Origin of the sequence: Kitasatospora sp. NBC_01300 (assembly GCF_041435235.1) — a bacterium.
Lineage (GTDB): Bacteria > Actinomycetota > Actinomycetes > Streptomycetales > Streptomycetaceae > Kitasatospora.
Genome location: NZ_CP108408.1, coordinates 1,809,789 through 1,833,597, shown reverse-complemented (window position 1 = coordinate 1,833,597; position 23,809 = coordinate 1,809,789). Strand labels below are relative to the sequence as shown.

The window sequence follows — 23,809 nt, the reverse complement described above, 5'->3', positions numbered from 1 at the left end:
AGTACCCGGGGGAGCCCGCCGCCAAGACCCGCTGCTGGTCCGAACAGGTGAGCGCAGGGTGTCAGGCCGGCCGCTGGAGCACCATCAGCGAGCGGTCGGTGAGCCACAGCGCGTCCCCGGCCTTGACCCGCGCGCCCGCGCCCGGGGCGGGCAGCCGGGGCTGCGCGGTGTCGACCACGACCTGCCACTCCTGCCCGTGGTCGGCGGGCAGGGTGAACTCCAGCGGCTCGAAGTGCGCGTTGAACATCAGCAGGAAGGAGTCGTCGACGATCCGCCCGCCGCGCCGGTCCGGCTCGGAGATGGCGTAGCCGTTGAGGAAGACGGTCAGGGACTTGGCGTAGCTGGCGCCCCAGTTGCGCTTGGTCATCTCCTCCCCGCCGGGGGTGAACCAGGCGATGTCGGTGAGGTCGTCGTAGCCGCCCGAGTCGTGGCCGCCGGAGGGGTGGCCGCCGGAGGGGCGACCGCCGGAGAGGTGGCCGCCGGCGGGGCGGCCGCCGGCGGCGAGCGTCCCCGGCCCGGGGCGCCCGGGGACCGGCCGCCCGTGGAAGAAGCGCCGCCGCCGGAACACCGGGTGGTCGCGGCGCAGCCAGATCATCCCCTGGGTGAACTCCAGCAGCCGCGTCTCGGGCCCGTCGCCGTCCGGCCAGTGCACCCAGGTGAGTTCGTTGTCCTGGCAGTAGGCGTTGTTGTTGCCCTGCTGGGTGCGGCCGAGCTCGTCGCCGTGGGAGAGCATCGGCACGCCCTGGGAGAGCATCAGGGTGGCGATGAAGTTGCGCTGCTGGCGGGCTCTGAGCTCCTCGACGGCCGGGTCGGTGCCGGGGCCTTCGACGCCGCAGTTCCAGGAGCGGTTGAAGGACTCGCCGTCGCGGTTGTCCTCGCCGTTGGCCTCGTTGTGCTTGTCGTTGTAGGAGACGAGGTCGCGCAGGGTGAAACCGTCGTGGCAGGTCACGAAGTTGATGGAGGCGATGGGGCGGCGGCCGTCGTCCTGGTAGAGGTCGGAGGAGCCGGTGAGCCGGGAGCCGAACTCGGCGAGGGCTGCCGTCTCGCCGCGCCACAGGTCGCGCACGGTGTCCCGGTACATGCCGTTCCACTCGGTCCACAGCGGCGGGAAGTTGCCGACCTGGTAGCCGCCCTCGCCGAGGTCCCAGGGCTCGGCGATCAGCTTGGCCTGGGAGACCACCGGGTCCTGCTGGACGAGGTCGAAGAAGGAGGAGAGCCGGTCGACCTCGTGGAACTGCCGGGCCAGGGTGGCGGCGAGGTCGAAGCGGAAGCCGTCGACGTGCATCTCGGTGACCCAGTAGCGCAGCGAGTCCATGATCAGCTGGAGCACGTGCGGGCTGCGCATCAGCAGGCTGTTGCCGGTGCCGGTGGTGTCCTCGTAGAACCGCTGGTCCTGGGCGAGGCGGTAGTAGGAGACGTTGTCCAGCCCGCGCAGGGACAGCGTCGGCCCGAGGTGGTTGCCCTCGGCGGTGTGGTTGTAGACGACGTCCAGGATCACCTCGATCCCGGCCGCGTGCAGCGCCTTGACCATCGACTTGAACTCCTGCACCTGCTGGCCCCGGTCGCCGCTGGAGGCGTAGGAGGAGTGCGGGGCGAAGAAGCCGATGGTGTTGTAGCCCCAGTAGTTGGTCAGGCCCAGGTCGCGCAGCCGGTGGTCGCGGACGAACTGGTGCACCGGCATCAGCTCGATCGCGGTGACGCCGAGCTTGGCCAGGTGCTCGATCACCGCCGGGTGGGCCAGGCCCGCGTAGGTGCCGCGGATCTCCTCGGGGATGCCGGGGTGCAGCCGGGTGAGGCCCTTGACGTGCGCCTCGTAGATGACGGTGCGGTGGTAGTCGGTGCGCGGCGGGTGGTCGGTGCCCCAGTCGAAGTACGGGTTGATCACGACCGAGTGCATGGTGTGCGGGGCCGAGTCGAGGTCGTTGCGGCGCTCGGGCGCGCCGAAGTGGTAGCCGTAGACGGCCTCGTCCCAGTCGATGTGCCCGCTCATCGCCTTGGCGTACGGGTCCAGCAGCAGTTTGGCGCTGTTGTGGCGCTGGCCGAGGCCGGGGTTGTACGGGCCGTGGACGCGGAAGCCGTAGCGCTGGCCGGGCTGGACGCCGGGGAGGTAGGCGTGCCGGACGAAGGCGTCCGTCTCGCGCAGCTCGACGGCCGTCTCCGAGCCGTCCTCGTCGATCAGGCACAGCTCGATCCGGTCGGCACTCTCGGAGAACACCGCGAAGTTGGTGCCGACCCCGTCGTAGGTGGCGCCGAGGGGGTAGGGCTTACCGGGCCAGACCTGCATGAGTCCTCAACTTCCTTGCACTCAACGGAAACTGACGTGTAGTCCGATAACGTGCCCGGACCCGGACGCTCTCTTCCCGGCCGGGCGGCCGGGCATGTGCGGCGCTCGTGCGCCGTGACGCACGGCACAGTGCGCATACTCCCCGAGCCTTCCCCCGGCGGCCGGGACATGTGCTGCCGGTTCGCCCGAACGGGTGTCCAGTCGGCATTCCTGTGATAAGCGCGGGCCGGTGGCGAGCGGGGCCCGTGATCGGAGGGGCCCGCGGTGGTCGGGGCCTGCGACGCGCGGGGCTTGCGGGGGGCGTGGGTCTGTGAAGGGTGGGCCTGGTGGTGGTGCCGGGCCCCGTGGGCCATCCGGCTGCACACCGCTCGCGGCGGGCAGTACCCTTGATCGTCCGGCCGTCCCCGGGCCGGTGGCGCTCCATCAGTCGCGCGGGGGCGGAGCGTAGAGCAGCAAACCAGGTGAGGTGGCGCATGGTGTTCCCCGCCGGCGGCCGCGGCCCGGGGCCCGACGGCCCCGACCGGGGCGGCGCCCGCAGCGAGGCGCCCACGGTCGTCATGCGCCCCACCCTGTCCGGCCGCCCCCTGGTGCCCGCCCAGGGCGGCCCGGTCGAGGTCCCCGCCCTCGCCTGGTCCGCCGCCGAATGGGAGGACGCCTACCAGCGGGTCCGCCTGTCCGGCCGCGCCTACGTCTGGCTCAACCTCGTAGAGCAGCGGCTGCGCTCCCTCGTCGACGAGGTGCTGCACCCCATCTACGCCCCCGCCCACGGCGAGGACTGGGTCACCGCCGCCGCCGGCCCCGCCGGCGAGGAGTGGGCGCACCGGGCCGGCGCCGTCCGCGAGGTCAGCCGCCGCAAGGGCTACCTGCTCGACCCGGCCGACGACGACCCGCTGGTCTTCCTCACCCTGCCCCAGCTGCGCGAGCTGATGGTCCAGCACTGGCCCTGCTTCGAGCCCTACCTGTCCGACCGGCGCGAGATCGAACTCGCCCTGGACGAACTGGAAGTGGCCCGGCACGTGGTCTCCCGCAACCGGGTGCTCACCCAGACCGTCCTCGCCCAGACCGAACGCGCCGCCGCCCGCCTGCTCGCCGTCCTCGACGGCGGCGCCGGCGGCGTGCCCGCCGACGTCGTCGAGTCGCTGGTGGCCGGCCGGTACGCGGACGTCGTCGCCGTGCACGCCGACCGCGTCCGCCTCCAGCGCGACCTGCCCGTCGAGGACCTGCTGGACGGCGCCCGGCGGCTGGACGCGCTCGGCATCGGCCTCGGCATGCTCTGCCAGAACTACACCGGAAAGCGGCTGGTGCGCCTGGCCGGCGACGGCTGCCGGGTCCGTCTGCTTTTCCTCAACCCGGCGAGCAGCGCCGTCCGCCGCCGTGAACGCGAACTCGGCCTCGGGCGAGGCGAGTTGTCGCGCTCCATCGAGATGAACATCATGCACGTGCGCCGGGTGCGGGCCCGGTTGCGCGACCAGGGCGGCTTCGAGATCCGGGTCTTCGACGAGACCCCGCGCTTCACCGCCTACCTCGTCGAGGGCCCCCGCCCGACCGGCCAGGTCGGCGGCCGCCGCCAGAGCCGCGACCTCGGCGTCATCCAGCCCTACCTGCGCCGCGCCCGGGGCATGGAGTCCCCGGCCCTGGTGCTGCGCGGCGGTGCCGGCCAGCAGCCCGGCGGCAGCGAACAGGGCCTGCTGGAGGTCTACCGCGAGGAGTTCGAGGGCGCCTGGGGCGACTCCCGGCCGGTGTCCTGAACCCGCCTCCCGCTTTTGATTGACCGTCAATTCCACCCTCTCCACCCCCGGGTGGAGACCCGGAACTCCATCCGTGCGGCGGCGACACCCCCGGGCCGGGCCGCGCAAGCTGGAGACGGGGTCGCGGCCGCACGAGCGGCGCGACGACGTCGAGGGGAGTGCGCCGTGGTGTACGGAACAGAGCACGGGACAACAAGCGGGACAGGACGGGGGGCAGCGCGCGGAAGGCTGCGCGAAGGGCCCGGGACGGGGCCTGGGGCGGGAACCGCCCCCCGGCGCTGGCCGCTCGCACTGGTCGGCGTGGCGGCAACCCTGCTGGGCCTGCTGCCCGCCGTCCCCGCCGAGGCCCGGGAGGCGGGCGGCTGCCGAACGGCGACCTCCGTCGGTCGCCTCCAGGGGGTGGCCCAGGACGGCCGCTGCGCCTACCTGGGCGTCCCGTACGCGGCGCCGCCCACCGGCGAGCGCCGCTTCCGCCCGCCGCAGCCCGCCGCGCCCTGGCCCGGAACGCTGCGCGCCACCCAGACCCGCCCCGGCTGCCCGCAGGACCTGAGCGCGGGCGGCGGCGGCACCGAGGACTGCCTGTACCTCAACGTGTGGTCGGCGCACGGCGGAGGCGCCCGCAAACCCGTCATGGTCTTCCTGCACGGCGGCGCGGACGAACTCGGCGCCGCCGGCCAGCCCGTCTTCGACGGCGGCCTGCTGGCCGAGCGCGGCGACGCCGTCGTGGTGAACCTGGACTACCGGCTCGGCATCCTGGGCTGGACGGAACTCGGCGCGCTCGACCCGTCCTACGCCGGCTCGGGCAACAACGGGCTGCGCGACGAGACCGCCGCGCTGACCTGGGTGCGCCGGCACATCGGCGCCTTCGGCGGCGACCCGGGCAACGTCACCGTCTTCGGCCAGTCGGCCGGCGCCATCTCGATCAGCGCCCTGCTGGCCGGCGACCACCCCGAGCAACTCTTCCGGCACGCCATCGTCGAGAGCGGCCCCGGCTACCTGGTGCACACCGCGGCCGCCGCGCGGGCCACCGCCGGAAAGGTCTTCGCCACCGGCGGCATCCACACCGTCGCGGACCTCGACCGGCTGAGCACCCCACAGGTCCTCGAACTCCAGGAACAGGTCCAGCACGGGCTCTCCGGACTGTCCTCCGCGGTCTTCTTCGGCCCGTCCATCGACGGGGCGCTGGTGCCCGGCCCGGTCGTCGAACGGATCGCCGCCGGCAGCGCCCGCGACGTCGACGTGATGACCGGCACCACCGAGAACGAGACCGACTACTGGGCGCTGTTCGACCCCACGCTGCCGGACCTCCCGCTGAGCGCCTACCGCAACCTGCCCCCCGTGCTCGCCGACCGCAAACAGCAGATGTACGACCGGTACGCCGCCGACCGCCCCGGGGCCACCGAGGGCCGGGTGGTGAACGCGATGCTCACCGACCAGACCGAGCGGATCCCCACCCTGCGCCTGGCCGAGGCCCAGTCCCGCTGGCGGCCCACCTACGTCTACCAGTTCGACTGGCACGTGCCCTACGTCCCCGGCCTGCCCGCCGCCCAGAACCTGGGCGCCATGCACACCCTGGAACTGCCCTTCGTCTTCGGCGGCCTGGACCTCGGCGCGATCCCGCGCGGCGCGCAGACCGTCGCCGCCCAGCGGCCCGAACTCACCCGGCTGTCCGAGCGGATGGCCGACGCCTGGGCCTCCTTCGCCCGCCAGGGGGAGCCGGGCTGGCCGTCCTACACCGCCGACGCGCGGGCCACCCGGATCTGGGACCTCAACCCCAGCGTCCAGTACGCGCCGCACGACGACGAACGCGCCCTCTGGGACGACTACTCCTTCCCCGCCCTGGACCTCGGCACCCGCTAGCCGAACCGCCGTCGGAAGAGGGGGCCGGGCCGCCGCCCGGCCCCCTCGGCGCGCCCCGCCCCGGCGTCCGGCCCCTGAAACCCGCTGGCCAGGGCGGTGCGGCCGCTGCCACACTGCGGGCCGTGAACAGCCTCCCCTCCTGGACCCTGCGCCCCGCCACCGCCGCCGACGTCGAACCCGTCGCCGAACTCAAGGCCGTCGTCCTGCGCGCCGACCTCGAACGCCTCGGCCGCTACGACGACGACCGGGTCCGCCGGCGCCTGCGGGCGGGGTTCTCCAGCCGCCACAGCTCCGTCATCCTCGTCGACGGCGCCTTCGCCGGCTCCGTCACCGTCCGCCCCGCCGAACAGGGCGGCCGCTGGATCGAGCACTTCTACCTCGCCCCCGCCCACCAGGGCCGCGGCCTCGGCACCGCCGTCCTGCGCCACCTCCTCGCCCAGGCCGACGCCGCCGGCGAACCCGTGCGCCTGGACGTCCTCCAGGGCAGCCCCGCCCGCAGCCTCTACGAACGCCACGGCTTCGTCCTCGACCACGAGGACCCGATCGACGTCTACCTGGTCCGCGAGCCCGCCGCCTGAACCGAGCCCGCCGCCTGAACCGGGGCCGGCCCGGCAGTCAGGGCTGGTCGGAGCAGGGGCGGCCGTGGTAGTCATAGCCCCCGTGATGATCATGGGGGATGACGGGGCCGTACTGCGCCTCGAACAACTGCACCGCACCTACGGGACCGGGCCGGAGGCCGTCCACGCGCTCAGGGGAGTGGACGTCGACTTCGCCCGCGGCACCTTCACCGCCGTCATGGGCCCCTCCGGCTCCGGCAAGAGCACCCTGCTCCAGTGCGCCGCCGGGCTCGACCGGCCCGACGGCGGCCGGGTCGTCCTCGACGGGGCCGACCTCGCCGCACTCACCGAGAACCGGCTGACCGTCCTGCGGCGCGAGAAGCTCGGCTTCGTCTTCCAGGCCTTCAACCTGGTCGGCTCGCTGACCGCCGAACAGAACGTCGGCCTGCCGCTGCGCCTGGCCGGGCGCCGCCCCGACCGCGCCGACGTCCACCGCGCCCTCGCCCAGGTCGGCCTCGGCGAACGCACCGGACACCTGCCCTCCCAGCTCTCCGGCGGCCAGCAGCAGCGCGTCGCCATCGCCCGCGCCCTGATCACCCGCCCGCAGGTGCTCTTCGCCGACGAGCCCACCGGCGCCCTCGACAGCGCCAGCAGCCGCGACGTCCTCGCCCTGCTGCGCGAACTCGTCGACCGCGACGGCCAGAGCACCGTCATGGTCACCCACGACCCGGTCGCCGCCTCCTACGCCGACCGCGTGCTCTTCCTCGCCGACGGACGCCTCGTCGCCGACCTCGACCACCCCACCGCCCCGCAGATCGCCGAGCGGATGACCGCCCTGGAGACGGCGGCATGAACGAGCGGAGCGAGTTCATCACCGAGAGGTGCGCGTGGGCGAATGCCCCCGCCGAGCGCAGCGAGGTGGGCGCATGAGATCCCTCGTCACCCTGCTGCCCGTCGCCGCCGCCGCACTGCGCCGCCGCAAGGCCGCCTTCGCCGGCTCCTACCTCGCCCTGACCCTCGGCGTCACCCTGGTCGCCACCACCGGCACCCTGCTCGACAACACCGCCGGCGACGACTCCCCGCTCGGCGCGCCCTCCCTCCACAAGGTGCTCCTGTTCAGCGCCGCGATGGCCGCCTTCGTCGCCCTCTTCGTCGTCGCCGGCACCTTCGCCTTCGCCGTCGCCCAGCGCCGCCAGGAGATCGCGATGCTGCGCGCCGTCGGCGCCACCCCCCGCCAGGTCGTCGGGCTGATCACCGGCGAGGCCGCCGTCGTCGCCCTCGCCGCCGCCGTCACCGGCTGCCTGCTCGCCCTGCCCGGCGCGCCCGCCCTCGCCGCCTGGCTGGTCGCCCGCGGCGCCGCCCCGGACGGCTTCGCGGCGCACCCGGCCCCCGCCCCGCTGCTCACCGCCGCCGTCGTCGGCCTGCTCGTCGCCCTGCTCGGCGCCGTCACCGCCGCCCTGCGCGCCGGCCGGGTCCGGGCCGTCGAGGCACTCGGCGACGCCGCCGTCGACCGCACGGCCATGACGCCCGTGCGCTGGGCCTGCGCCCTCGCCGGACTGCTCGCCCTGGCCGGCACCGTCGGCTACTACCTGGCCGCCCCGACCATGCCCGCCGCCCCCGGCGACCAGCCGGCCGACCCGCAGCTCGCCTCCCAGTGGGTCCTCGGCGCCGACCTGCTGACGATCACCGCCCTCGCCCTGTTCGCCCCGCTGATCGTCCCGCCCCTGGTCCGGGCGCTCAGCGCGCCACTGGCCCGCGCCGTCGGCGCCGCACCCCTGCTCGCCCGGCAGAACGCGCTCACCGCCGTCCGCCGCACCGTCTCCACCGCCACCCCCGCCTTCCTCACCATCGCCCTCACCGGCACCGTCATCGGCTCCACCGCCGCCTTCGCCGACGCCATGACCGCCCAGAACCGGGCCACCACCGCCGCCCGGTACGTGCTGCGCCCCGGCGCCACCCCGCTGCCCGACGACGCCGCACACCGGCTCACCGCCGACCGGCCCGGCCTGCGCGCCACCGCCACCACCCCCACCGTGGTCACCGGCCTCGGCGCCGCCCCCGCCGACTTCGCCGACCCCGGCGAGGACTCACCCGCCTCCGCCCCCTCCGCCGCCACCGTCGTCGACGGCGACCTCGCCACCGCCTGGACCCTGCCCGTCGTCCAGGGCACCGCCGCCGACCTGCACGGGCCCACTCTCGCCGCCTCCACCGACCAGGCCCGCGGCCACGGCTGGACCCTCGGCGACCAGGTCCACCTGCGCCTCGCCGACGGCACCGTCACCACCCTGCGCCTCGCCCTCGTCTACCGCACCCAGCTGGGCCTCGACGAGATCCTGCTCAGCGGCGACGCCACCACCGCCCACCTGGCCGGCGCCCACCCCGGCGCCGTCCACCTCTCCGCCGAACCCCCGGCCGCCGACCGGCTCGGCGGCGAACTCACCGACGCCCGCGCCCCCGGCCCCGACCCCGGCGCCCACTACGCGTGGATCGCCACCACCACGATCCTCGGCCCCGCCCTGCTGTACGCGCTCATCGCGATCGCCAACACCATGGTGATGTCCGCCGCCGACCGCCGACGCGACTTCACCGTCCTGCGGCTGGCCGGCACCCTGCGCCGCCAGGTGCTGCACATGGTCGCCCTGGAAGCCGTCCTGGTCGTCGCGACCGCCGCCGTCCTGGCCCTCGCCGTCACCGCCCTCACCCAGTACGGCACCACCGCCCTGCTCAACCACCGCGTCCTGGCCGGCCAGGCCGCCATCGACCCGCACCTGCCCTGGCTCCCGCTCGGCGCCGCCGCGGCCGTCTGCCTCGCCCTGGCCGTCGCCGCCAGCGTGCTGCCCAGCCGGATCGCCCTCGCCCGCGTCCGGTGACGTTCGCCCGGTGACGTTCGCCCGGTGCCGGTCTCCTGGTGACGTTCGCTCAGCGGCGCTCACCCGGGCGACCCTCACCCGGGCGACCCTCGCCCGGGTGAGGGGAGTAGGCCGGACGGATGGTGACCGGCGGTCGGGCGCGGCGCTCACCCGAGTACCGGGCCCGACCGCTTGTTAGCGTCCCGTCCATGATCGACAGCCCGCACTCCACCGGCTCCGAACACCCCCGCGCCACCCGCCGCGGCCTGCTGCGCACCGCCCTCGGCGCCACCACCGCCGGAGCCCTCACCCTCACCGGCGCCCGCCCCGCCCAGGCCGCGCCCCACCCCGCCACCCGGCGCATCGACTTCCACGGCCACCACCAGGCCGGCATCACCAACCCGCCCCCCGGCTACGGCACCTTCCTCGCCCTCGACGTCAAGGCCCGCGACCGCAAGGCCCTCGAAACCCTCCTGCGCACCCTCACCGACCGCATCCGCTTCCTCACCGCCGGCGGCACCCCGCCCGACCTCGGCCCCGCCGCCGCCCCCTCCGACAGCGGCACCCTCGGCCCCGACCTGCCCACCGACGACCTCACCGTCACCGTCGCCGTCGGCGCCTCCCTCTTCGACACCCGCTACGGCCTCACCCGCCACCGCCCCCGCCGGCTCACCGCCATGCGGCCCTTCCCCGTCGACGCGCTGCGCCCCGCCGAATGCCACGGCGACCTCTCGCTCCAGATCTGCGCCGAGAACCGCGACACCGTCCAGCACACCATCCGCGACCTGCTGCGCAGCACCAACGGCCTGATCCGCCCGCGCTGGCAGCTCGACGGCTTCCAGAACCGCTCCCGCCCCACCGGCGCCGCCCGCAACCTGCTCGGCTTCAAGGACGGCATCGAGAACCCCGACACCACGAACGCCCGCGAGCTGGACGCCCTCGTCTGGGTCGGCGAGGGCGGCGACGAACCGCGCTGGGCCGCCGGCGGCAGCTACCAGGTCATCCGCGCCATCCGCACCCTCGTCGCCGGCTGGGACGAGGTGCCGCTCAAGCAGCAGGAACGCCTGATCGGCCGGCGCAAGAACGACGGCGCCCCGCTCGGGGCGGCCGGCGAGACCGACACCCCCGACTACCGCAACGACCCAGACGGCGCCGTCATCCCCCTCGACTCCCACATCCGCCTCGCCAACCCCCGCACCGACGGCACCCGCGACAGCCGCATCCTGCGCCGCGCCTTCAACTACGACCGCGGCCTCGACCCCGACGGCGAACCCGACCTCGGCCTCGCCTTCTGCTGCTACCAGCAGGACGTGGCCCGCCAGTTCGAAGCCGTCCAGACCCGCCTCAACACCGAACCCCTCGCCCGCCACCTCCGCCCCACCGGCGGCGGCTACTTCTACGTCCTCCCCGGCGCCCGCGACACCACCGACTGGCTCGGCCGCACCCTCCTCACCACCACCTGACACCCCGGTCCGCGCGCCCGTCGCCCAACCGGGGCGCGGGCGCCCGCCGTTGGGGCGACCTGCCGAAACCGAGGAGGCCGCCCGCTGCCGTCCGCCGCCGTACCGGCCCGCACCCCGACCGCCCCGGAGGCCGGGTTGTCGGTGGGGCGGGTGATGATGGGGGCTGTTTCGAGAGGCAGGACGGAAGGACACCCCCTTATGAGCTGGTGGCAGCAGCCACTGGTCGGCTTCGACCTGGAGACCACGGGCACCGACCCGGCCGTGGACCGCATCGTCACGGCCGCGCTCGTGGACACCGTCGGGGCCCGCCGGGTGGGGGCCGCGCACTGGCTGCTCGACCCCGGGGTCCCGATCCCGGCCGAGGCGGAGGCGATCCACGGCATCGGCGACGACCTGGCCCGCGGCAAGGGCCGGCCGGCCAAGGAGGCGGTGGAGGAGATAGCCGGCGCGCTCTGCGAGCGGCTCGCCGCGGGGCGCCCGGTGGTCGCGTTCAACGCGCCGTTCGACCTGTCGCTGCTCGACGCCGAGCTGCGCCGGTACGGGCTGGTGCCGCTCGCCGAGCGCCTCGGCGCCCCGGTCGGGCCGGTGCTGGACGCGCTGGTCGTCGACCGGGCGGTGGACAAGTACCGCAAGGGCTCGCGCACCCTGCAACGGGTCTGCGAGGTGTACGGGGTCGAGCTGACGGACGCGCACGAGGCGGGCAGCGACGCGCTGGCGGCCGTCCGGGTCGCCGTCGCCCTCGCCGAGCGCTACCGGGCCGAGGTCGGCGACGTCGCGCCGGCCGAGCTGCACGGGCGCCAGATCGGCTGGTACCGGGAGTGGGCCGAGGGTTTGCAGGCGTGGCTGCGCCGCGGCAAGGACCCGCAGGCCGTGGTCGACCCGCGGTGGCCGATGAGGTGACCGCCCCCGGTGGGGCCGGTGGGCCGGACAGTTCCTAGCCGGCCGGCCAGTCGAAGGTGTAGCCCTGGGCGACCAGCCAGGGCAGCAGCTGCTTGAGCGCGGCCACGGTCTGGGTGCGGTCGCCGCCGCCGTCGTGCATCAGGATCACGCCGCCGGGCTTGAGCTGCTTCTGCACGGTGGAGACGATGGCGGGCACGCCCGGGCGGGACCAGTCGCGCGGGTCGACGGACCAGCCGAGCGAGGACATGCCGAGGCTCGCGGTGATCTGCTCGTTGTCGGCGTTGAAGCCGCCGCCGGGGGCGCGGAACCAGCTGACCTGGGTGCCGGGGCCGCCGGCCTTGACGATCATGTCCCTGGCGGCGGTGATCTCGTAGGCGGCCTTGTCGTGGGGGAGCTTCGCGAACGGCTGCGGGTGGTGGACGCTGTGGTCGCAGAGCCGGTGGCCGGCCGCGAGGACGCGCTTGACCAGGGCCGGGTTGGCGGCGGCGTTCTGGCCGATCTCGCAGAAGGTGGCCTTGGCGTGGTACTGGGCGAGCAGGTCGAGGATCTGGCCGGTGGCGGGGCCGGGGCCGTCGTCGAAGGTGAGCGCCACGGTGTGGCCGCCGGAGGCGGTGGAGCCGATGACGGTGCCCGGCTTGACCGGCGCGGGCGGCGGCGCGGTGGTGGCCGCGGGCGTGGTCGCGACGGACGTGGTGGTGACGGGCGTGGTGGTGACCGGGGTGCTCGGCCTGCCGCCGTGGGGCGCGGCGGTCGTCTCGGCCGGCGCCTTGGGCGTGCGCGGCTTCGGGACGGCCGGCGGGGCGGCGGAGGAGGGCGCGCTGTCGGAGCCAGGGGCGGGTGCGACGGTGGCGACGGGGCCGTCGGTCGGCCGGGAGTCGGTCGGCGCGATGGTGATCGGGGGCTGGGTGCTGACGCCGGCCGTCGGCTGGAGGGCTCCGCTGGCGGTGCCGCACGCGGCCAGGCCCAGGGTGGCGGCCGCCACGACGCAGCCTGCGACCAGCCGGCGGCGGGCCGTGAGGGCCGTACGGGTCGGAGGGGAGGGCCGGCGGGTGGCGGAGTGGGGCATGGCGGCGGCTCCTGTGGTGCAGAGGGGTGCAGAGGACGGGTGCCGATCCCTCGGTCAGGATGACTGTCCGATAGGACGCCGAGCGTACGTGCCCCGGTTGCGGAGCGGACCGGAGCGCCGTAGGAGTCTTCTCACACGCGCCTGGGTTGGCGCCCCCGCGGCCCGCCGGGTATCCCGGGGGCCGTGACGGGGGCGTTCCGGCAGGTCAGGAGCCCGGTACTTCGGAAGCCCGACGCCCCAGGAGCCCGGCATCTCAGAACGGGTACCAGCGCACCTCGGTGGCGCCCTCCCGCAGCGAGGCGACCCGGCGCCGGAACTCCGCCAGCGCGGCCGGGTTGCCGGGTGCCTGCTGGGCGACCCAGGAGGCGCTGGCGGTCTCCCGGGCCCCGCGCAGCACCGCGAAGCCGGGCCAGGCGCGCACGTCCCAGCCGTAGGCCTCGACGAAGGCCCGGTACTCCTCGCCGGGCACGCCGTACCGGTCGTGGCTGAGCGCGAGGACGACCAGGTCGTGTTCGCGCAGGTCGTGCGAGACGTTCTCCAGGTCGAGCAGGACGGGCCCGTCCGGGCCGACGTGGACGTTGCGGGGCAGCGCGTCGCCGTGGATGACGCCGGGGTGCAGGTGCGGGGCGAGGTCGGGCAGGGCGGCGGCGAAGCCGTCGCGGCGGTGGCGCAGGAAGGCGACGTCGGCCGGGTCGACGTGGCCCTCGGCGGAGGCCAGCCAGCGTTCGACGGGGGCCAGCAGGTCGCGGTGGGCGAGCGGGAAGGGCGGCAGCGGCAGCCGGTGCAGGGCGCGCAGCAGCGGGGCGAGGTCGGCGGGGCGGGCGGGGCGGACGGCGGGGGCGAGCCGGTGCCAGAAGGTGACGGGGTGCCCGTGGGCGAGCTGGGGCTCGGCGTCCACCCCGTCGTACGGGCGGACCACCGGGACGTCCTGGGCGGCGAGCCAGTGGGCGACGGCGAGTTCGTGCCGCGCCCGTTCGTACAGTTCGGGGCCGCGGCCGACCTTGGCGACGACGGCCGGGTCGCCGAGGTCGAAGACGGCGTTCTCGCCGAGCGCGAGCAGCTGGGCGTCGCCGGGGCCGGGCAGTCCGGCGGACTCGCAGGCGTGGGCGAGCAGCAGCCGGGCGCGGCCTTCGTCGAAGGGGATCATGGCGGTGCTCCGTTGGGGCGGCGTTCATCCGGAGGCCTCCGGACGGTGATCATCATGACGGACCGGGGTGGGGTTTTCCCTACCCTCCTACCCTGACATCTCCTCCCATGGGGTAGGGGGAGAGATCCACCCTGAGGGGGAGCTGTCTCCACCCGGAGCACGAGGTCAAGGGGGGTGTGCCCGGGAGAAACTGGGCCGGGGCCGCTTCGGAGCGGCCCGACGGGGGTTGGACCACGGGGGCTCCTTGCCGGGCGGCAAGCAAGTACTCGTAGGATGACGCCCGAATCCACTTACCTGCCGACCGGCTAGGGAGCGCCGCCGCGCGTCTCCCACCGGTCCAGCCGTCGCCCGGCGTCCCGTCCCCCAAGGGCTGCGGTGAACCATGCCCAGGAGGCATCGAGCATGTTCCACCGACTAGGACAATTCGTCGTACGCCGTGCGTGGTGGGTGATCATCGCGTGGGTGGTCGGAATGATCGCCGTCCTCATGACCGCGCCGAAGGTCAGTTCGCAGACCGACGAAGCCGCGTTCCTCCCCAAGCACTACGAGTCCATCCAGGCCGCACAGGTGCAGGAGCGGGCCTTCCCGGCAGCCTTCACCCCGGGCGCGCTCGCACTCTTCGAGCGCAACGACGGCGCCGCGTTCACCGACGCGGACAAGGCCGCGATGGGCAAGCTCGTCCAGGACCTGACGGCCAAGAAGATCGACGGCGTCGAGAAGATCATCCCGCCGTCCGACCAGCTGGGCATATCCCCGGACCACAAGTACGCGATGGCCATGATCGCCGTCGACAAGTCGAAGCAGCAGGACCAGAACGGCACCGCGGACATCGCCAAGGCCCTCCGCGACGACGGCAAGGCACTGGCCTCCGGCACCGACCTGAAGTTCCAGCTCGGCGGCCCCGCCGCCCAGGCGCTCGACCAGAAGGAGTCCTCCGGCTCGGCCGAGGCCATCATCACCATGGCCACGGTCCTGCTGGTCATCGTGATCGTCGGCATCATCTTCCGCGGCATCCTGGCCGGCCTGCTGCCGGTCCTGGTCTCGCTGATGATCGCGCTGCCCGCCTCCATCGGCCTGATCAACTACGCGACCGACATCTTCGACCTCAAGAGCACACCCATCCTGATGGCGATCCTGATCGTCGTCGTGCTCGGCGTCGGCACCGACTACTTCCTGTTCCTCGCCTTCCGCTACCGCGAGCGGCTGCGCGCCGGCGACGACCGCGACACCGCCGTGGCCAACGCGGTCGGCCGGGTCGGCGAGGCGATCGCCTCCGCCGCCGGCGCCGTCACCATCGCCTTCGCCGCGCTGATCCTCTCCAGCCTCGGCATGTTCCAGGCGCTCGGCCCCGCCCTGGCGATCGCGGTCGTGGTCACCGCCCTGGCCTCGATCACCCTGGCCCCCGCGCTGCTCGCCGTCATCCCCGCCCGCGCCGTCTTCTGGCCCGGCAAGAAGTGGACCGACGAGCCGAGCACCGCACGCTTCACCGCGCTCGGCCGGGTCGTCCAGAAGCGCCCGGCGCTGGCCGCCGTCGCCTCCGGCGGCTTGCTGGTCGCCCTGTCCGTGGGCGCCCTCGGCTACAACGGCGACTTCGACATGGCCGGCAGCTCCATGCCCAAGGACAAGGAGTCGATGGTCGTCCAGGACAAGATGGCCAAGGGCTTCTCCGCCGGCGCCGCCGACCCGAGCCAGGTCTACCTGAGCAGCACCGACGGCAGGAAGCTCGACCCGGCCTCCTTCCCGGCCTACGCCGACAAGCTGCAGGGCGTCGGCGGGGTGTCCAAGGTCTACCTGCCGAGCGCCGACGCCAAGAGCATCAGCGCCGACGGCACCACCGCCCAGTTCACCGTCATGCTCAAGGACTCCCCGGCCAGCAACGAGGCGATCGACGCGGTGACCGAGCTGCGCACCGTCGCCCACGCGCAGGCCCCGGCCGGCAGCGAGGCCAAGGTCGGCGGCCTCACCTCGGTGTTCAAGGACATCAACCTGGCGATGACCCACGACTACAAGCTGGTCTTCCCGATCGCCGGGCTGCTGATCCTGCTCATCCTGGCCCTCCAGCTGCGCAGCGTCGTCGCCCCCTGGTACCTGATGGCCTCGGTCGGCCTCGGCTTCAGCGCGACGCTGGGCGCCACCACGCTGATCTTCCAGAAGATCGGCAACGAGACCGGCCTGATGTTCATGATGCCGATCCTCATCTACCTCTTCGTGGTGGCGATCGGGACGGACTACAACATCCTGATCATCGCCCGTCTGCGCGAGGAGGCCCGCGCGGGCCGCAGCCCGCGCGAGGCGGCCCGCGAGGCGCTGCGGCACGCCGGCCCGACCGTCGCCGCGGCCGGCTTCATCCTGGCGGCCTCGTTCGGCACGTTCATGCTCGCCGGCAACACCTTCATGATGGAGTTCGGCTTCGCGATGGCCTTCGGCATCGTGCTGGCGGCCTTCGTGATGGCGATGTTCTTCACCCCGGCGCTCACCGCGCTGATCGGCAACCGGGCCTGGTGGCCCGGCCACGGCGCCGACCCCGAGCACGGCCACGGCGGCCACGGCGGAAGCCACGGTGCCGGCCCGGCGCCGACGGCGGACGCGTACGGCGTGCCGGAGCCGGCCGGACGGCGCTGATCGCTTCGTTCGCACACGGGCGACGCCCGACCGTCGCACCGAACAGGCGGCGTCCCGCTTCGGCGGGGCGCCGCTTGCCCCCTTTCCCTGGCCGTCAAACGTGATCTGTTGAGCACAAAAGTCCCCGGTCAATCGGGGTGTCGCCGTGCTACAGTCGACGCAGTTGCAGTTTTGGTTCCCATGAACGTATGTGTGCGCCTGCTGGTCCAACCAACAGGCGCATTTGTTTTGTCCGGTGTTTCAGTCTCCGGATGGGGATCGCGGCTACTCCGGGGTTCACGCGGTGTGAATCCCTGATGCCCCAGTTTTTTGAGGAGACGGTTATGGCTACCGGCACCGTGAAGTGGTTCAACAGCGAAAAGGGCTTCGGCTTCATCGAGCAGGCCGAGGGCGGCCCGGACGTGTTCGCCCACTACTCGAACATCGTGGCGAACGGCTTCCGTGAGCTCGTCGAGGGCCAGCAGGTCGAGTTCGACGTCACCCAGGGCCAGAAGGGCCCGCAGGCCGAGAACATCCGCGTCATCTGACGTCAGCCTCCACGCTGACTCGCGATCTCGCGAAGCGGGGGCCCGTACCACACGGTGCGGGCCCCCGCGCATGCCGCCGTACGGCCGGGGCGGCAAGTTTCCTACCGACGGCCGACCAGCCCCCACCCGGGGCTGCCGACCGACGTACGGAGACTCCGTGACCACCCCTGCCCGCCCGCCGCGTGACCGCGCCGCCCGCACCACCGACCAGGCCCGCCGCGGCGAGAACCCGCGCCGCAGCGCCGGCGCCGGCCGCGGCGAGAGCACCGGCCGCGCCGAGAACGCCGGCCGCACCGGCGCCGGCGACCGCGCCCGCCGCGGCGAGAACCCGCGCGCCACCGGCGACGCCGAGCGCGCCCGCAAGCCGCGCGGCCGCACCGGCGCCCCCAAGAACAGCCGCGCCACCGCCGTGCCCGAGGCCGCCGACTTCACCGTCGTCGAGGGCACCCCGGCCCGGCCCCCGGCGGACACCTTCGCCGAGCTGGACCTGCCCAAGGGCATCCTCAGCACGCTCACCCGCGAAGGCGTCACCGCGCCGTTCCCGATCCAGGGCGCCACGCTGCCCGACTCGATCGCCGGCCGCGACGTGCTCGGCCGCGGCCGCACCGGCTCCGGCAAGACCCTCGCCTTCGGCCTGCCGCTGCTCGCCCGCACCGCCGGGCGCCGCGCCGTCGCCCGCTACCCGCTGGCGCTCGTCCTGGTGCCCACCCGCGAGCTCGCCCAGCAGGTCACCGACGCGCTCACCCCCTACGCGACCGCCGTCAACCTGCGGATCACCACCGTCGTCGGCGGCATGTCGATCAACCGCCAGGCCAACGCCGTCCGCCGTGGCACCGAGGTCCTGGTCGCCACCCCCGGCCGGCTCGACGACCTGATCGGCCGCGGTGACGTCAACCTGTCCGACGTCGCCATCACCGTCCTCGACGAGGCCGACCAGATGGCCGACATGGGCTTCCTCCCGCAGGTCAGCAAGCTGCTGGAGCAGGTCGCCGAGGGCGGGCAGCGGATGCTGTTCTCCGCGACCCTGGACCGCAACGTCGACCGCCTCGTCAAGCGCTTCCTCACCGACCCGGTCACCCACTCGGTCGACCCGTCGGCCGGCGCGGTCACCACCATGGACCACCACGTCCTCCAGCTGGACCAGGCCGACAAGGCGTCCACCACCGCGCACATCGCCTCCCGCGACGGGCGCGTGATCATGTTCGTGCACACCAAGCACGGCGCCGACCGCCTCGCCAAGCAGCTGCTCGCCACCGGCGTCCGGGCCGCGGCCCTGCACGGCGGCAAGTCCCAGCCGCAGCGCAACCGGGTCCTCGACCAGTTCCGCGACGGCCACGTCACCGCGCTGATCGCCACCAACGTCGCCGCCCGCGGCATCCACATCGAAGGCCTCGACCTGGTCGTCAACGTCGACCCGCCGGTCGACCACAAGGACTACCTGCACCGCGGCGGCCGCACCGCCCGGGCCGGCGAGTCCGGCACCGTCGTCACCCTCGTCCTGCCCGAGCAGCGCCGCGAGGTCAACCGGCTGATGACGGTCGCGGGCATCCGCCCCACCGTCACCAAGGTCCGCCCCGGCGACGCCGACCTCGCCAAGATCACCGGCGCCCGCACCCCCAGCGGTGTCGCGGTCGCCGTCGCCGTCCCCGCGCCCGCCGAGGCCCCCGCCGCCAAGGCCGACGCCAAGTCCGGCAACCCGCGCCGCCGCCCCGGCAAGCGCTCCGCGCTGCCCGCCGACGTCGACATGAACGGCAACCCGCGCCGCCCCCGCCCCAAGCAGCGCATGGGCGGCGCCGCCGCCCAGGGCGACCGCCCCCAGGCGGCCGGCTTCATCGGCCGCTCCTCCGGCCGCGCCAAGCCCGGCAGCGGCGCCAAGTCCGGCTCCAACTACGGCACCGGCCGCCAGCGCCGCGCCTTCGACTAATCCCCGGCGAACCACCGACGGCCCGGCCCCCTCACCCGAGGGGGCCGGGCCGTTTCGTCGCGGGGCCCGTCTGTCTGACGGACACCATCACCCTGCGGCGGTCCGAACCTCCGTTGATGTTGGTCATGTGCAATGCTATGTACATCACCAACATCGATCGACGGAGGTATCCGGATGTCCGTGACACAGATCGACATCGATGAAGAGGCGCTGGAACGAGCAATGACGCTCGCCGGAGTTCGGACCAAGAAGGACGCCGTCAACCTCGCACTGCGCTTCTACGCCGAGCGGCAGGAACGTGCTGCCCGGATCAGCCGGCATTTCGAGCGGGCTCAGCACTGGGGCGCCGTCGAGGACGCAGAGCGGATGCACCGAGCCGAGAAGGACGCCCGGTGATCTATCTCCTCGACACCTCTGGACTTGTCCGGCTGTTGGGCGAGCCCAAGCTCCTGGCCGTTTGGTACGACGCGATCGACGCAGGCTCGATCGCGTCGTGCTACCCGCAGCGCGCAGAGTTTCTGTACAACGCGCGCAGCGGCCGGGAGTACGACGAGATCACCGAGATGTTCGCCGACCTGTACCCGGACGTCTCGGTACCGAAGAACGCTGGGCGCTGGATCGACACGGTTCAGCGGCGCATGGCCCTCGCCGGGCAGCACCGTAGTGCCTCCGCGGTCGACCTCATGATCGCGGCGACGGCCGCACACCACGGCCTCACGGTCCTCCACGACGATGCGGACTACCGCACTGTGGCGCGGCACGCCGCTGATCTGAGCGAGCACAGCATCCTCGATCACGAGTGAGCCGGCCCCGTGGTCAGGCAGTGAGCGTCTGGGGCATCGTGGCGGCCGTACGCGCCTCGTCGTAGCGCTCCAGGAGGAGGGCGGCCAGTTCGGGGGCGGGGCCCAGGACGGCGGCGACGGCGTCCGCTCCGGCGGCGGCCTCGGCGATGCGGTCGGGCAGCAGGCCCGGGGCCAGCAGGTAGGGGGAGACGGCGGTGCGGGCGGCGCCCGCGGCGCGCAGGACGGCCAGGGCGTCGGGCACGCGCGGGCCGGTGGCGGAGGCGTAGGCCACCTCGACGGCGGCCCAGCCGCGGCTGCGGCGCCACCCGGCGGCCACCGCGCGGGTGGCGGCGTCGGCGGCCTGGTCGGAGGAGCCGGCCGCCGCGAGCACCACGCCGGTGCGGGCCCGGACGGCGGCCGAGCGCACGTCCACCCCGGCCTCGGCGAGGCGGCGGTCCAGGGCGGCGAGCAGCAGCGGCGACGGGCCCAGGACGGCGGCGACGGGCAGGGCCGCGCCCGCCGTGCGCAGGGCGGCCGGGACGTCGTGCTTGGCGTGGTAGGCCCGGTTGAGCAGCAGCGGGACGGCCACCGCGTCGTCGAGCCGCCCGACGACCTGCGGGATGCGGGGCGCGCAGTGGTCCAGGTAGGCGGTGGCGACGTCCAGCCCGGGGCGCAGCGCCCGCACCTCCTGGACCAGTGCGGCCACGGTCGCGGCGTGCCGCGGGTCGCGGCTGCCGTGGGCGATCAGCAGGAGGGCGGGCATGGGCGTCGGCCTTACTTGACGGCGGCCAGCAGGCCGCGGTTGCGCAGCACCCGGCGCTCGACCGGGGTGAAGACGAGCAGTTCGATGGCGATGCCGACGAACAGGATCAGGATGATGCCGAGCAGCACCCCGGACATGTCGGAGAACTCGCGCTGGTCCTCCAGGAACCGGCCCAGGCCCCGGCCGAGGTCGGGGGAGGAGGCGACGAGTTCGGCGGCCATCAGGGAGCGCCAGGAGAACGCCCAGCCCTGCTTGAGGCCGGCCAGGTAGCCGGGCAGCGCGGCGGGGATCAGCACGTGCCGGGCGCCGGTGAGGCCGGTGGCGCCGATGGTGCGTCCGGCGCGCAGGAACAGCGGCGGCACCTGGTCGATGCCGGCGACCAGGCCGTTGGCGATGGAGGGGACGGCGCCGAGCAGGATCACCGCGTACATCATCTGGTCGTTGATGCCGAGCCAGATGACCGCGGCCGGCACCCAGGCGACCGAGGGCAGCGACTGCAGGCCCTGGAGGACCGGGCCGATGGCGGTGCGCACCGGCCGGACGCGGGAGACGACCAGTCCGATCGGGGTGCCGATGACGACGGCGAGCAGGAAGCCGGACAGTCCGCGCCAGACGCTGGTCCAGATGATCGAGAACAGCGTGCCCTGGTACCAGAGCTCCTGGGCGGAGTGCCACACGTCGGCCGGGCTGGGCAGCTTGTAGGCGGAGGTGAGGTGCAGGCTGTACGCGCCCTGCCACAGGGCGAGCACCACGAGGACGCCGATCAGCGGGGGCAGGGCCTTGGTCCGCAGGGCCTCGCCGAGCGAGCCGCGCTGGGCGGAGACGGCGTCGAGGGCGTCCAGGCCGGCGCCGACCCCGGCGGTGTCGGTGGCGGCGGCCCCGTCGGTCCGGTCGGCCTTGCCGGCCTTCTCCAGGACCGGGGTGCTGTCAGTGCTGGCCATGGCGACGGATCTCCCCACGCAGTTCTTCGGTGATCTCGATGGACAGGTCGGCGACGCCGGTGGACTCGATGCGGCGCGGCTGCGGCAGGTCGATCCGCCACTCGCGGGCGACCCGGCCGGGGCGGGAGGAGAGCAGGACGACGCGCTGGGCCAGGCGCACGGCCTCGCGCACGTTGTGGGTGACGAACAGGACGGACAGCTGCCGCTCGGCCCAGATCCGGGTGATCTCGTCGTGCAGCACGTCGCGGGTGATGGCGTCGAGCGCGGCGAACGGCTCGTCCATCAGCAGCACCTGGCTGCCCTGGGCGAGCGCGCGGGCCATCGCGACGCGCTGGCGCATGCCGCCGGACAGTTCGTGTACGCGCTTGCCGTACGAGCCCTTGAGGCGGACGAGTTCGAGCAGGCGCTCGGCTTCGGCGCGGCGCTCGGGGCGGGGGACGCCGGCCAGCTTGAGGGCGAGTTCGATGTTGCGGCCGGCGGTGAGCCAGGGGAACAGCGCGTGCTCCTGGAACATCAGCGCGGGGCGGCCGCCGGGCACCTCGATGGCGCCGGCGGTGGGCTGGTCGAGGCCGGCGACCAGGTTGAGCAGGGTGGACTTGCCGCAGCCCGAGGCGCCGAGCAGGGTGACGAACTCGCCGGGCGCGACGTCGAGGGTGATGTCGTCCAGGACGTGGGTCTGCGCGCCCGGGCGGCCGAAGGACTTGTGCACGTGCGAGATCCGGACGGCGGGCGCGGCGCCGCCGGCGTCGGCGCCGGCGGTGTCCGCCGAGGTGGTCAGTGCCGGGGTCATCCGGACACCTCCTGCGTGAGTGGTCTGGCTGAGGGCTGGCGGGGCGGGAGCGGGGCCGGGGCCCGGCCCCGCCCGTCCCGGTGGGCATCGATCGCGGATCGACCGGGCGGGCGGGGGTCCGGACCGCGGAGTCGGGGGCGGACCCGGCGCTGTTCGGCGTTGCTCGGCACCGCTCGGTGCCGTCTCGGTGCCGTTCTCGGCGCCGGGTGGCGCTACTTGGCGCCGAGTCCGGCGTCCGCCACGGGGCCCTGGCCCTTGGCCGCGAGCACCTTGTTGAGCAGGGTGAGGTCGTAGATGCCGTTCAGGTTGGCCCCCGCGCCAGCGGAACTTGATTTGGGCAGCTTGAGCAGCCCGGCGGTGACGGCGTGGTCGGCCTCGGCCTGGAGGGTGTTCGCCAGCGGGTCGTCGAGGAAGTCGATGTCGGCCCAGGCCGGGTCGAGGATGGCCGGCTCCAGCGCGTTGCCGGCCTCCTTCTTGATCGCCTCGTTGGCGTCGGCCTTGGCCTTGTCCGGGTTGGCCTTGATGAAGGCGTTGGTGTTCACCGAGCCGCGCAGCACGGCCTCCACCACGTCCGGGTGCTCCTTGAGGAACTTCTGCGAGACGATGATGTTGGTGATCACGAACTTCCTGTCCGGCCAGACGTCCTTCTCGTTGAGCAGGACCTTCGCGCCGAGGGTGACCAGCTTGGAGGCGGTGGGCTCGGGCACCCAGGCGCCGTCGATGGAGCCCTGCCGGTAGGCGTCGGGGGTGACCTTGTTGTCGGTGCGCACCACCGAGACGTCGCCGGCGCCGGACGCCGCGTCGACCTTGAAGCCCTTGCCGGCCAGGTAGTTGAGCAGCGCCACGTCCTGGGTGTTGCCCAGCTGCGGGGTGGCGATCTTCTTGCCCTTGAGGTCGTCCAGCGAGGAGATCTTGTCCGGGTTGACCACCAGCTTGACCCCGCCGGAGGCCGAGCCGCCGATGATCTTCAGGGACTGGCCGTCGGACTTGGTGTAGCCGTTGATCGCGGGGGAGGGGCCGATCCAGCCGATGTCGATGGAGCCGGCGTTGAGCGCCTCGATCTCGGACGGGCCCGCGTTGAAGACCTGGGTCTTGATCTGGGTGGCGCCCAACTCCTTCTGGAACAGCCCCTCCTGGAGGCCGACCAGGGCGGTGCCGTGGGTCAGGTTCGCGAAGTAGCCGATCTTCACGGTGTCCGCGGACAGCTTCGCGCCGGAGGTGCCGGCCGAACTGGCGGCGGAGTCGGCGCCCGGCTTCTTGTCGTCCGCCTTGGAGCCGTAGCTGCACGCCGACAGCAGGGTCACGGCGGTCAGGCCGGCCACGGCGGCCACCGCGGAGCGTCTGATCCGGCCGGCGTTGGGGCGGGCGTGGGTATGCGAGGGGGCCAGGTTCGGTGCCATGGTGAAGTCCTGTTCATCGACGGACCGTCAGGAGGCGGTCTCGGGGACGTGGCGGTCGCCCGTCGGGGCGGCCGGGGGTCGCAACTCAGCGCTGTCGGCCCGCACATCGGGTCAGGCCGCCCTGGCCGCTGCCGAGGACGCCGCTGCCGATGCGGCCGCCTTCCTTGTCCATGTCCGAGAACGCCT

At 73.8% G+C, this 23,809-nt stretch carries 19 protein-coding genes; 12 read left to right on the top strand and 7 right to left on the bottom strand.

All coding sequences use genetic code 11. The features are described 5' to 3' along the window. Positions 1-61: 61 nt before the first annotated feature. Positions 62-2,284 (bottom strand): glycogen debranching protein GlgX, encoded by a 2,223-nt coding sequence (gene glgX, locus OG556_RS08085; RefSeq protein WP_371516520.1) that lies wholly within the window; start codon positions 2,282-2,284, stop codon positions 62-64. 473 nt (positions 2,285-2,757) lie between these two features. On the opposite strand from glgX, the gene OG556_RS08080 reads away from it, so the two are divergent. From OG556_RS08080 to OG556_RS08050, 7 genes are all read left to right on the top strand, one after another. Next, positions 2,758-4,032, top strand: a complete 1,275-nt coding sequence (locus OG556_RS08080) for an SAV2148 family HEPN domain-containing protein (protein WP_371516519.1) — start codon at positions 2,758-2,760, stop codon at positions 4,030-4,032. Between the two features lie 300 nt (positions 4,033-4,332). Next, positions 4,333-5,892, top strand: coding sequence for a carboxylesterase/lipase family protein (locus OG556_RS08075; protein ID WP_371516518.1), 1,560 nt, complete (start codon positions 4,333-4,335; stop codon positions 5,890-5,892). Between the two features lie 122 nt (positions 5,893-6,014). Next, on the top strand, positions 6,015-6,470 hold the full coding sequence (locus OG556_RS08070; protein WP_371516516.1) for a GNAT family N-acetyltransferase: 456 nt from the start codon (positions 6,015-6,017) through the stop codon (positions 6,468-6,470). Between the two features lie 91 nt (positions 6,471-6,561). Further along, the gene (locus OG556_RS08065) at positions 6,562-7,302 is read left to right on the top strand and encodes an ABC transporter ATP-binding protein (protein WP_371516515.1); all 741 of its coding nucleotides are present in this window, start codon (positions 6,562-6,564) and stop codon (positions 7,300-7,302) included. A gap of 73 nt (positions 7,303-7,375) precedes the next feature. After that, the gene (locus OG556_RS08060) at positions 7,376-9,319 is read left to right on the top strand and encodes an FtsX-like permease family protein (RefSeq protein WP_371516514.1); all 1,944 of its coding nucleotides are present in this window, start codon (positions 7,376-7,378) and stop codon (positions 9,317-9,319) included. A 188-nt stretch (positions 9,320-9,507) separates the two neighbouring features. Further along, a complete protein-coding gene (gene efeB, locus OG556_RS08055; protein ID WP_371516513.1) occupies positions 9,508-10,761 on the top strand; it encodes an iron uptake transporter deferrochelatase/peroxidase subunit in 1,254 nt (417 codons plus the stop codon). Between the two features lie 198 nt (positions 10,762-10,959). Continuing rightward, positions 10,960-11,661: an exonuclease domain-containing protein gene (locus OG556_RS08050; protein ID WP_350881640.1), complete on the top strand. Its 702-nt coding sequence runs from the start codon at positions 10,960-10,962 to the stop codon at positions 11,659-11,661. 34 nt (positions 11,662-11,695) lie between these two features. Here the strand turns inward: OG556_RS08050 and OG556_RS08045 are convergent, their stop codons facing one another. Together OG556_RS08045 and OG556_RS08040 are read right to left on the bottom strand one after the other, a co-directional pair. After that, positions 11,696-12,727, bottom strand: a complete 1,032-nt coding sequence (locus OG556_RS08045) for a polysaccharide deacetylase family protein (protein ID WP_371516512.1) — start codon at positions 12,725-12,727, stop codon at positions 11,696-11,698. Between the two features lie 253 nt (positions 12,728-12,980). Beyond that, positions 12,981-13,874 (bottom strand): phosphotransferase enzyme family protein, encoded by an 894-nt coding sequence (locus tag OG556_RS08040; RefSeq protein WP_371516511.1) that lies wholly within the window; start codon positions 13,872-13,874, stop codon positions 12,981-12,983. A gap of 402 nt (positions 13,875-14,276) precedes the next feature. Here OG556_RS08040 and OG556_RS08035 point away from each other — a divergent pair, with 402 nt between their 5' ends. From OG556_RS08035 to OG556_RS08015, 5 genes are all read left to right on the top strand, one after another. Further along, the gene (locus OG556_RS08035; protein WP_371516510.1) at positions 14,277-16,496 is read left to right on the top strand and encodes an MMPL family transporter; all 2,220 of its coding nucleotides are present in this window, start codon (positions 14,277-14,279) and stop codon (positions 16,494-16,496) included. Positions 16,497-16,819: 323 nt separating this feature from the next. Next, a complete protein-coding gene (locus tag OG556_RS08030) occupies positions 16,820-17,023 on the top strand; it encodes a cold-shock protein (protein WP_063347104.1) in 204 nt (67 codons plus the stop codon). A 157-nt stretch (positions 17,024-17,180) separates the two neighbouring features. After that, positions 17,181-18,947, top strand: coding sequence for a DEAD/DEAH box helicase (locus tag OG556_RS08025; RefSeq protein ID WP_371516509.1), 1,767 nt, complete (start codon positions 17,181-17,183; stop codon positions 18,945-18,947). Positions 18,948-19,121: 174 nt separating this feature from the next. Further along, positions 19,122-19,343: a type II toxin-antitoxin system VapB family antitoxin gene (locus tag OG556_RS08020; protein WP_371516508.1), complete on the top strand. Its 222-nt coding sequence runs from the start codon at positions 19,122-19,124 to the stop codon at positions 19,341-19,343. After that, entirely contained in the window at positions 19,340-19,750 is a 411-nt protein-coding gene (locus OG556_RS08015) for a PIN domain-containing protein (protein WP_371516507.1), read from the top strand. The genes OG556_RS08020 and OG556_RS08015 overlap by 4 nt, the downstream gene beginning before the upstream one ends. 13 nt (positions 19,751-19,763) lie before the next feature. On the opposite strand, the gene OG556_RS08010 is transcribed toward OG556_RS08015, so the two are convergent. The 4 genes from OG556_RS08010 to OG556_RS07995 form a co-directional block, all read right to left on the bottom strand. Continuing rightward, positions 19,764-20,492: a sirohydrochlorin chelatase gene (locus OG556_RS08010; RefSeq protein WP_371516506.1), complete on the bottom strand. Its 729-nt coding sequence runs from the start codon at positions 20,490-20,492 to the stop codon at positions 19,764-19,766. A gap of 11 nt (positions 20,493-20,503) precedes the next feature. Beyond that, a complete protein-coding gene (locus tag OG556_RS08005) occupies positions 20,504-21,433 on the bottom strand; it encodes an ABC transporter permease (RefSeq protein WP_371516505.1) in 930 nt (309 codons plus the stop codon). Then, positions 21,420-22,223, bottom strand: a complete 804-nt coding sequence (locus OG556_RS08000; protein WP_350881622.1) for an ABC transporter ATP-binding protein — start codon at positions 22,221-22,223, stop codon at positions 21,420-21,422. The genes OG556_RS08005 and OG556_RS08000 overlap by 14 nt, the downstream gene beginning before the upstream one ends. Positions 22,224-22,435: 212 nt before the next feature. After that, entirely contained in the window at positions 22,436-23,623 is a 1,188-nt protein-coding gene (locus tag OG556_RS07995) for an aliphatic sulfonate ABC transporter substrate-binding protein (RefSeq protein WP_371516504.1), read from the bottom strand. Positions 23,624-23,809 lie beyond the last annotated feature (186 nt).